Annotated in this window: 9 protein-coding genes; 1 reads left to right on the forward strand and 8 read right to left on the reverse strand. The window is 41.6% G+C overall.

The window, feature by feature from the left end:
* Positions 1-490: 490 nt before the first annotated feature.
* From BCU91_RS16575 to BCU91_RS16605, 7 genes are all read right to left on the reverse strand, one after another.
* A complete protein-coding gene (locus BCU91_RS16575; RefSeq protein ID WP_102531940.1) occupies positions 491-1660 on the reverse strand; it encodes an aminotransferase class V-fold PLP-dependent enzyme in 1170 nt (389 codons plus the stop codon).
* Between the two features lie 393 nt (positions 1661-2053).
* Entirely contained in the window at positions 2054-3103 is a 1050-nt protein-coding gene (oleD, locus tag BCU91_RS16580) for a 2-alkyl-3-oxoalkanoate reductase (protein ID WP_102437667.1), read from the reverse strand.
* A 66-nt stretch (positions 3104-3169) separates the two neighbouring features.
* The gene (oleC, locus tag BCU91_RS16585; protein ID WP_102531941.1) at positions 3170-4885 is read right to left on the reverse strand and encodes an olefin beta-lactone synthetase; all 1716 of its coding nucleotides are present in this window, start codon (positions 4883-4885) and stop codon (positions 3170-3172) included.
* 69 nt (positions 4886-4954) lie between these two features.
* Complete coding sequence (locus tag BCU91_RS16590; protein WP_102437671.1) at positions 4955-5839, reverse strand: alpha/beta fold hydrolase; 885 nt, start codon at positions 5837-5839, stop codon at positions 4955-4957.
* Positions 5840-5887: 48 nt separating this feature from the next.
* Positions 5888-6937, reverse strand: a complete 1050-nt coding sequence (locus BCU91_RS16595) for a 3-oxoacyl-ACP synthase III (protein ID WP_076539890.1) — start codon at positions 6935-6937, stop codon at positions 5888-5890.
* A gap of 253 nt (positions 6938-7190) precedes the next feature.
* Positions 7191-8501 (reverse strand): methyltransferase, encoded by a 1311-nt coding sequence (locus BCU91_RS16600; RefSeq protein ID WP_102531945.1) that lies wholly within the window; start codon positions 8499-8501, stop codon positions 7191-7193.
* A gap of 76 nt (positions 8502-8577) precedes the next feature.
* Positions 8578-9864 (reverse strand): chemotaxis protein, encoded by a 1287-nt coding sequence (locus BCU91_RS16605; RefSeq protein WP_347230786.1) that lies wholly within the window; start codon positions 9862-9864, stop codon positions 8578-8580.
* 229 nt (positions 9865-10093) lie between these two features.
* On the opposite strand from BCU91_RS16605, the gene BCU91_RS16610 reads away from it, so the two are divergent.
* Positions 10094-10324, forward strand: coding sequence for a DUF1289 domain-containing protein (locus BCU91_RS16610; protein ID WP_102437673.1), 231 nt, complete (start codon positions 10094-10096; stop codon positions 10322-10324).
* An 86-nt stretch (positions 10325-10410) separates the two neighbouring features.
* Here the strand turns inward: BCU91_RS16610 and BCU91_RS16615 are convergent, their stop codons facing one another.
* On the reverse strand, positions 10411-10767 hold the full coding sequence (locus BCU91_RS16615; protein ID WP_076539886.1) for a YajD family HNH nuclease: 357 nt from the start codon (positions 10765-10767) through the stop codon (positions 10411-10413).
* Positions 10768-10926 lie beyond the last annotated feature (159 nt).

Here is a 10926-nt window from a genome sequence, read left to right on the forward strand (position 1 = left end):
ATTAATACTCTTCTTAAATTTAAAAATACCCTTCTTAATTTCAAAATATTCTTCATCACTTTTCAAGCTCAAGTGTATTGCACCGATTTTTAGATCCTTAGTTCGGGCTCAACTCTTATAAATCTGCAAAGGTCGTTGGTTCAAATCCAGCTCCCGCAACCAATTTAAATCACTTTCAAATAGTAATACTCTTCTTAAATTTAAAAATACCCTTCTTAATTTCAAAATATTCTTCATCACTTTTCAAGCTCAAGTGTATTGCGTCGATTTTTAGATCCTCAGTTCGGGCTCAACCCTAATAAATCTGCAAAGGTCGTTGGTTCAAATCCAGCTCCCGCAACCAATATAAATCACTTTCAAATAGTAATACTCTTCTTCAATTTCAAAATATCCTTCTTAAACTTCCAAATATCCTCATTAAATTTCAAAAAACTTCTAATAATTTTACTTGCTAAAGCCGTATTTAAATCGCTTTCAAAAGTTTTATTACCTAAAGTGCTTGTTCAATATCGATAATCAAATCTTCTACGTTTTCTAACCCAACTGAAATCCGTAATAAATTATCGGTTATCCCCGCTTCTGCTCTCGCTTCGGGGGTGTAGGGTGAATGAGTCATTGATGCAGGATGCTGAATAAGTGACTCCGCATCGCCCAAACTCACGGCTATCGTGAACAGTTTTAATTTATTTACAAAGTTAATCGCATCTTGTTCGGACCCTATTAATTCAAAAGCGATTACCCCACCCGCTCGACGCATTTGTTTGCCGACATATTTAAAGCCTTGATGATTTTCAAGCCCGGGATAAAAAACACTGCTTACTTTTGTATTTTGATTAAGGTAAACAGCCAACTTTTCAGCATTGTCACAATGACGGCTTAACCTGACATCTAAGGTTTTTAATCCTCTTAAAATTAGCCATGCATCATGGGGCGAAATAACACCGCCAAAGTCTTTAAGAATTTGGTATTTTAATTGATGAATATGCGCTTCACTTCCACAAACAATGCCTGCAATGACATCCCCATGACCATTTAAGTATTTGGTTGCACTGTGGATCACCATATCAATACCCAAAGTCAGCGGCTGTTGCAATAAAGGCGTCATAAAGGTGTTATCAACAATACTTATCAAATTATTGCGCTTTGCAATAGCTGCTATTGCGGTTAAATCAAATACTTGTAAATGCGGATTGACAGGGCTCTCACAAAATACCAATTTAGTATTAGGCTGAATTGCCGCTTCAATTGCTAAGGGATCTGAAAAGTCTACAAATGTTGTATCCACGCCATACCGTTTTAGTTGGCTACTCAACAAAGCAAAAGTGCAACCATACACCGCATTTGATGAAATTAAATGATCGCCAGCCTCCAGATGAGTCATTAACGCCGCTGAAACAGCAGCCATGCCTGAGGCACATGCAGCGGCAGATTCTGCCCCTTCAAGTAAGGCCATTTTACGTTCTAACTCTGCGGTAGTAGGGTTACCAAGACGCGTATAAATGTAGCCTTGTTCGTCACCGGCAAACCTGGCTCCGCCCTGCTGGGCATTGTCAAACACGAAGGTGGCACTTTGATAAAGTGGCGTGACTAATGCGCCAAACGCTTCCTTTATATGACCACCATGAATCGCTACTGTGGCTGGTTTCCATTGATCTGGCATCTCGCTCTCCCAGGCCCACATATGAATTTAAATTATTTTACTATGTGTGTGGACAGGAATTTAAGATAGCGCGCTGAAAATTTTAACCAATAGTTTAGCGATTATTCATATTGAACACATTGTAAACACAATGTTACATCACAACCAAGAATGGCGCGCAAGATGTTGTTTTTACATATTTAAAGTTTTAGATTGTGACTGCGGTTATAAACAATGAGTCAACGAGGATTCTAGTGGTTATAGTGATTAGTGATTTGCACAGCGCTTTAATAATAATGACAGATAATATACAACTGATGTGATGAAACAAGATCACCAGCAACAACATGTATACTGGTAATCCCTTGCTGATAATTTAAATTTCAACTTAAATTAGCGATTTAAATTATCGGCTTAATTTAGTGATGCTTTTAAGCGCAACATACCTTCGTCAATACTGATCAGCGCTTCATAACCTAAATCGTTTTTAGCGGCGCTAATATCAAAATAATGACAGGTGGATAATTGTCTTGCGACAAACCTTGTCATAATCGGCTCTTGCTGTTTACCAAGTATTTTATAGATGGTTTCTAATACCACACCCGCGCTATACGCCACACCAGCAGGAACTCGTTTCGTCACTGGAGCAATATCAACACAGGCTAAAATGTTATTGAGCATGGCCGCCATAGTGATAGGTTCATCGTTACTTAAAAAATATGCCTTACCTGCACTCTTAGCTTGTTGCGTTAAGTCTACTGCCGCAAGAATATGCGCATAAGCGGCATTATCAACATAAATGGTATCAACCAGTTTATCTTGTTTACCCACCAACTTTAGCTTGCCGATTTTCGCCCGCGCTATCACTCTTGGCACCAAGTGTGGATCTTCAGGTCCCCAAATTAAATGCGGTCTTAATGCGGTGGTTTTCAACTGCGGCCCATTGGCTTCTAGCACCATTTTTTCGGCAATGGCTTTAGAGTGACCATAAAAGTTTAAAAAGCTAGCGGCATAAGGGGAAGATTCATCAATACCGGCTTCATCTTCACCCGCAAAGGTGACACTTGGAGTACTGGTGTAAACCACATGATTGATCTTTAATGCTTTACACGCACGCAGGATATTAGCGGTTCCATTAACGTTAGGGGCAAAATAGCTATCTCTATCGCCCCAAACACCCGCTTTTGACGCCACATGAAACACTAAATCACAATCTTGCATCGCCGCTGCTAGCGCATCTGAATCGCTAATATCACCTTGATACATGTTAACGCCCATCGCCGTTAATGCAGGATATTCACCACGAGCAAAACCATTAACTTCAATGCCTGCTGCTCGCAGACGAGTACAAATCGCTTTACCTAAAAAACCACCTGCCCCGGTGACAAATACTTTGTTAACCCGACTTTTAAGCGCAGCTAAGGCTGCCTGTTCTGGCTTTAATAACATTTCGAGTTCAAGCATGTATTTACCTAATTGAGAACGCTAATAAAAATTGATTGTTGGCAAACATTTCAGCAACGATTTGCACTATTCTTTCCACTGTTTTTGAGCCCAAACAGCTAATTTTTCTCTGAATATTTTCGCGTTGTGTCTGACATCCACAGGAAAATCTGGATGAATTAAAAAACGTGAAATACCCATTGTATGTGTATGTTTTTCAGCGATATCAACTAACTCTTGGTATAGCGCTTTACTGTTTGAGCAAGTCATGGCTTTATCAAGTTCGACACATAACAGTGGTTCAATATTGCCATTAATGACAATATTCACCAGTGCTGAACGTTTTACTTGTTTATGGGTGTTAAATACCCGCTCACAGGGAATTGAAAAATAACGTTTACTAAGGCTACCTTTTAGAGTTTGATCAACTCGATGGGCCTTGCGGCCACACATCCATAATTGCCCTAATTCATCCAAGTAACCGACATCACCCATGCGGTGTCGAATACCGTCAGCATCAGTAATTTTGGCCAGCTTAGTTGCACTATCGCGATGATAATACTCACGACTTACCATCGGCCCTTTTACGACGATTTCACCAATCTTTCCTACAGGTAAAATATCGGCTTCATCCCAATGGCTGATAACTGACTCAGTAATATCGATAATGCTAATCTCAACACCATCAATGGCTTTACCCACACAAATACCTTTACCAGCATCAGTTGCGGCGGTGGTATCAAACAGCTCGCTGCTTGGCATCATGCTAATCGGCAAAGACTCTGTCGCCCCATAAGAGTTGAGCACCTCAACTCCTGTTGCTAACATTTTGCTAAAACGCTTTATTGATGAGATGGTTGCTGGCGCCCCTGCTGAAATAACTCTTTGCACGCTTGGTAATGTAAATGCTTGGTTTTGGGCTGCGGTTTTAGTTTCAGCAGCGGCGCCTAAGCGCTCCAGCAATGCCGGATTAACAAACATATTAGTACATTGATATTTCTCAATCGCTGCGAATAAATACTCAGGATTAGCGGTTATGGGTTTACTGGCGTCCATCGCTGGCACAATAGATGCCATACCCAGTGCAGGGCCAAATAATGAAAATAATGGAAAAGTCGCTAAGTCGCGCTCACCGGGCTTAATGCCGTAATCATGTTTAAGGGCGCTAATTTGCGCTTCAAACATGCCATGGGAATACACCACACCTTTTGGGGTGCCTGTACTGCCACTGGTAAATAAAATTGCCGCCATTTGATCATCACACAGTGTGACCATGGGGTAAGCTTTGGCAAATGATCCACTAACCTGTGGCAAGGCGTCAATACTCACTGCGCCTGATAACCAACGCTGAATACTACTGCCGCCCACATTTAAGCAAAGCTTAACCGAAGATTTACCCCAACCTAATATTCTTCTGGCAATATGGGCTTTAGGGATACCAATAAACACTTCGGGTTGTGACTCTTCAAAACATTGTTTTAAGTTTTTAACCCCCATACCGGGATCGACCAGAATAGGAATTACGCCCGCTTTAAATAACGCAAACGTTAGCACGAAAAAATCAATGCTTGGGGTCACCATCAACACAGCTTTCATGCCAGCTTGAAGGCCAAAGGCATTTAAACGATAGGCAATATCATCAGATTGTTGGTTTAGGGAGCCAAAATCGACGTCTTGATAAGTTAAAGCGTGAGAGGCTTGATTGGCAGATGTCGCTGTTTGCACCGCGACAGCTAATTGAGAAGGAAAGTTATTTGCCGCATCTTGTAAATGCCGACAGATGTTAGCCGTTTTTAATGTCATAAGCCTGATGTCATTGGTTTATAACTTGGGCGTGAATAATGAGTATTTCATCACGCCCAAGGTCGCTGTTTAGCTTTGCTGGTTGTTAGCCATAAAGTTCTGAATAAGCCCGATGACATCTTCGCTAGCATCTTCAAGAATATAATGACCACAGTCATCAAACTCTCTTACTTGCGCATGGGGCATATATTGACGCCACTTTGCTAAAAAGTGCTTATCAAATACAAAATCCTGTAGTCCCCAACAAATCAGTGTTGGCACTTCAGAGAATTTAGATAAACTATCAGCAATATTTGAAACTAACTCATAGTTACGATCTTCAGGCTTTAACGGAATATCCTGCACAAAACGTAAGGTTGAAATACGGTTTTTCCAGCTATTAAATGGCGCAACGTAGGCTTCGCGCACTGCTTTGGCCATTGGCTGACGTTTAACACCCACATAGGATGCAATGGATGAAAAGGCATTAAAGCCTCTGACCAAAAACGTCCCTAAAATAGTTTCGCGGCAAACCCATAATGCCCAAGGAAAAGGCTTAGATTCAGGTAAGTGAAATGCTGCTGTGTTTAAAAATACTAAGCGCTTAATGCGCTCAGGATAACGGGCAGCATAGCCCATACCAATCATTCCGCCCCAGTCATGAACCACTAAGGTGATGTTTTCTTTGACATCTAAATGATCTAACAGCGCTTCTAAATCATCAATACGATTTTCTAATGTGTAATCGTATTGTGGGTCATCAGGTTTATCCGATAAACCACAACCAATATGATCAGGCACAATACACTGATAATTGGTGCTTAATGCACTGACTAAGTTACGGTAGTAATAACTCCAGCTTGGATTTCCATGAACCATAACCACTGGCTCACCCTGGCCTTCATTAACATAATGCAGTTTGTTACCACTGCGGTCTAAATAATGGCTATCAAAAGGCAACAGATTTTCTAACATGATGCTTCCTACAATTTTATAATACTTATTCTATAACCAGCGAAATGATTACCACTTGATGCCTAGCATCATACAGTTCAACCCGCTGCCTATGCCTAGAAAGCTCACTTGATCGCCTAATTTTAAAAAGCCTTGGTCGTGGGCCATCGCCGCTGTTACTGGCAGCGAAACCGTGCCCATATTGCCCAAGGTTTCATAAGTTGGAAATTCTTTTTCATGAGGAATATTGAGAGCATTTAACACTTGTTTGCGGTTTGATGCGCCCACTTGATGACAAATCACTTTATCAACTTGATCCACTAACCACTCACGCTGAGTTAAGAAGTGTTCCCAAGTATGCTTAGCCAGATCAACCCCTTCTTTAAGTAAGGTGACGGCATCGGTACGCATAAACTCACGATATAACTTTTGACTGGTTTCTTGTAGGCCCCACTGACATAACTCGTGATGCTCAGGCGCCGATAAGTGGCTGGCACCTAATAGCTGATGATTACGAGTATTTTTAAGCGGTAAGCTACCGTCAGTTAAGATAACCGCAATCGCACCAGAGCCACCGGTTAAGGTCGCTAGCGATTGGGCAAAATTCTGCATTGTCGGCTCATTGAGCATATTGTCGATAGTGACTTCAACAATATCGCGCGCCGATTCACAAGATACCACCATACCGGCTTTAATTTGTCCAAGCTCAATACGGTTAGCGATATCTAAAATGCCAGAAAGCACACCTAAACAAGCGTTACTGATATCGTAAATCGCGGTATCTTTAGACACACCAAGCTCTGCAGCCACGCGGCACGCGGTTGCGGGCTCATGTTGGTCACGGCACACGCCTGTGTAAACAACTGCCCCTAAATCACTGACATTGATACCTGTTTCAGCAACCGCTTTACGGGCAGCACTGATAGCGCCGTCAGATAAACGATAACCTTTTGGCCACCAGCGACGTTCCTTAATACCGGTTAAAGCGGCTAATTGCCCCATTGGAATACGAAACTTTTGATAAAGCGGCGCAAGACGAGATTCTAGGTCTAGACTAGACACCACTTGGGGTGCTAACTCATAGGCCATACTATTAATAAAAACGCGGGAATATTTCATGAAACCGTATCAATCGCTCACTTTAAGGCCGCCTTAGGCAACCGAATTTATTGGTATTTGCTACTAACCCGCCATTTGAACAAGAAAAGCTTCAATATTCAATACAAAACCACAATTAGTAATATATAAATCTACCAAAGCCGCAGTTTATCGCTGGGGTATTAACTGTATCACTAAAGGGGTTAATCAAGAGGATTTAAAATAAAAACTATTAAACAGTACCTTAGAAAACTATTCGAACAGAATTATTTAATTAGGTTAATTTTTCAGCTTGAATTAACCAATTCCTTGGTGTGATTTCGTTTGCACAAAATTCAACCATGGTAACTTGATAACCCTGCTGTTGTAAAAAGCACATTCTATCCAGTAATAACCACTGCTCTAAAGCGTGCCTAAACAGGTGCGCGACTAGATCGATACGCTGAGTTAGCCTTTGCCTAGCTACCCCTTGAGCAAGATAGGCATCAAAGTCGGTTACAGCGCCGATATTGACTTGTTTTTGCGCCCCAGCCCAATAACAAAAATCACTAAATGATGCCGATAACTGGCTTCGTTTAACACTGGGGATCGGCAGATAGCGATCATTACCGCTAATATCTCGCTGCAAGCTATCAAAGCCTAAGCGCCAAGCAATTTCTTGATGTCGTAATGCTTGCTGCTTGTCATTGGCAATCACACTTTGCTGCAGCGGCAACTGTAAATCATGTCGCGATAGCTTAAGGCCACTGTTTTTTGCAGCATGGGATAGCGGCTGATAGTAATTAGCTTGAATAAGATGATAACAACAAGGTGAAAACGAGATTTGTTTGGTGTTTGCTTGAGCGGCTAACTCCAGCAGCCTAACATGTAAATCACCACAGGCATGTAACGCAATGGCATGTTGCTCTGAACTTAGCGGGTTGGCCCCTAATGTACTATTGGCTAAGTTAAACACATCAACACAATGAAACTGCTGCGACAATTGCCACTTGTCTGCAAACTGCTGGCCTTGCTCACACAAGCTTTGTTGCCACTCTAAACTGCTAACCTTAACTTGATGGGTTTTAGCAATATAACGTCCCAAATGGCCTTTACCTGCACACCATTCAACAATCGGGTTTCCTTTAGGAATATGCGCTGAAAAAGCAGTAATTTGCTGCCACTTTCGGCCTTTGATATGGGCGCCGAAATGGCTAAGCTCAGTGTCAGACAGGCCTATTTCTACAGCGTGTGCTTCAAACGATTTGGGTTCTGGTCTCGTTAACGATACATCACCATTTGTCGATGTGCTTAACATCGCGGCTAAGCCATCAATTTTCATCCCCAACTGCTGCATATCTTGCATCAATGACGGCAGTAACGCCGATACCAATGCCCCTTGAGCTACATCTAGTGCCTCTATGTCAGTATCAGCAATGGCCCAAACCTTTGCGGCTAAGCAAGGAAACTGCTCAGACCAAGGTAATTGCTGACAATCAAAGGCTTTCACTTGCCACAAACTATTTAGCTTTAGTAAGCACTCGCTAAGCTGGCCTAGCTTGGCGCTATTGTCGCTACAATTGTTAGCGTCTGTCGCGCAGTTCATGGCAATCTGTGTGCTCATTGGCATCCTATGGTTTATTGGTGTGATTGATGGTTTACACCATCATTAAGCACTCTCACTACTCACTACCTGCGACTTTGATAGCTGATTTAGGGTTAGATTTGGGTTCAGACTTTCGAACCGCCATGCGTTTACCTAACCAAACCCCCATAGCTAGAGGCGCAAAAAATATCGCAATTAAGAATAAAATGAAATACACAATCACACTTTTAATTAACTCAATCACTTGGGCAAACACTAATTCAACGGTTTTTTGGGTTAGTGCATCTAAATCTTGAATAGCAGCGCTGCGTTCATCAGCAATCATTTGCGCTAACGCTTCTCGCTCGTGAACAATAATTAAGGCTAGTGATTCACGCTCTTTTGATAACTGCTGCAGTTTATCATCTGTGACATCACTCAGTTGATCTAATAATGGCGCCAGCTCCACTCGCATATCACCGGCAAGCATGGTCATCATTTCAGGGGTTTGCTGCATTAACTGCTGAAATTTTTTGGTGGTTTCACTGATATTTTTAAGGGCTAATTCTATATCAGCGGCGCTAACATCAGCATGAAGTGCATATAACTCGGCTTTCCAGCCAAGAATTTTTGGCATCTGCTCAGTGGTCATCGCCATACGATCAGACATATCACTCATCACCTCAGGCATTGAACCAAAAGTGGTAATGGCTTCAAACTCTGAAATATTGCTAAAAGCCAACCAAGCATTAAAGGCAGTAGTGCGGGTAAAGGTAATATCCTCAAGCGGATTTTCAGCCACATATTGGCTCACAAACGCTTGATTATTTTTGAACTTTTGGTTGCTAATAAAGCCTTTTACTGTCGAGACGAATTGATCCGCTAATTTTTCACTGCTATCTATCGCGAGCTGCTGTTGTTCACCGAATAACTCACTGCCAGCACCAGTTTCATAAAACTGCTTCATTTGCTCGGTCAACACCCAAGTATCGAGCATTGCCGCTACTGGAGAGGCTTGGAATATAGCCCGCTGCAGGCTTTGCTCAGCGTAAATTTTCCACATTAAGGTGTTAGCTCTAACGTTGTCATCATCGCTATTAGCTGCAATGCGGTCTGCGGTGGCTTCAATTTCAGCATAAAAGCTATAACTAAATTCACGGCTAAACATACGCATGTTTATCTGCTCTTTAGGTAAGGGTTCAACGCCACTTTCAAGCTTAACTTCTAGCAGTGAACAAGCCGTTAAACTTAAAGATAACAAGCCGATACTCATAAGGCTAAGCAGTTTTTTACAGGTGATAATAAGGGGGTGAAACTGAGCAAACCAGCAACGACTACTCAGGCTAGCAAGATTTTTTACAGCTAAATTAAACCATGATTTCATGGTACTCTCCACGCAATAGCGACACAATAAAGCAGCAAGTTGGCTATTTATTATAGCAAAAAACCAACGAAACACTGACAACAAAGCCATAGTTACAACCAATTAAACTTGCAAATAACTTAATTAATTCAATAAACTATAGCTAGTCGCAGCCTAGTTTTATTTATTTAATTTGTCTATATGGTTTAATCAATAAATGCCAAGACTTTAGAACGGTAAAGGATTAACAATGCACTCACCTTGCGTCGCCAAATGCGGCTTAAATGAAGCAGATTACTGCATGGGCTGTTTTCGCCACATCAATGAAATTGTTGGCTGGGGACAAGCCAGTGAAGAGAAAAAACAAGCGGTATGGCAACAACTGCCACAACGAAAAGAACGAATGAAAGGCGGTAATAATAGCCAGATCATCAGCCGTGAGAAGTGGTTAAAAGCCCAAGCGGAAATTGAACAGCCTTGAATTGTAAAGCTGAGCAATAAAGCTTTCAGCCAAGCACAAAAAAGCCCATAAATATGGGCTTTTCATCTGAGTATCAGTAAACAAAGCTACTTTTTCATCATTGCTTTTAAATCTGCAAATGGATTATAGGTAGCGGCTTCTTGCTTGGTTTCAGTGGTATTGCCATAACGGATCAACTCTTCAAATCGAGAATGTTCATTATCGTGGCAATACAAGCATAACAATTCCCAGTTCGAGCCATCTGACGGGTTGTTATCATGGTTATGATCAACATGGTGTACCGTCAGCTCAGATAAATTCTTATGAGTAAACTCACGTGTACAACGGCCACATATCCAAGGATAGAGTTTTAAGGCTTGTTCACGGTAGCCTTTTTCACGAGTGGCTTTGTAATCTCTGGCTTCTGCTAATACTTTATCTAATTTACTTTGAGTAGCTGACATCGACTTTCCAATTTACTTTCATTACAAAATTACCCCAAGGATAAGCGCTGTTATCGGTTGGGGCAATGTTTTCTATCACAATTGCACTGCTCGAGTAATACTAACATCACTTAAAACAAGCACCACTTAAAACAAGCATCACTTAAAACAAGCACCACT

Origin of the sequence: Shewanella sp. 10N.286.52.B9, assembly GCF_002873635.1 — a bacterium.
Lineage (GTDB): Bacteria > Pseudomonadota > Gammaproteobacteria > Enterobacterales > Shewanellaceae > Shewanella.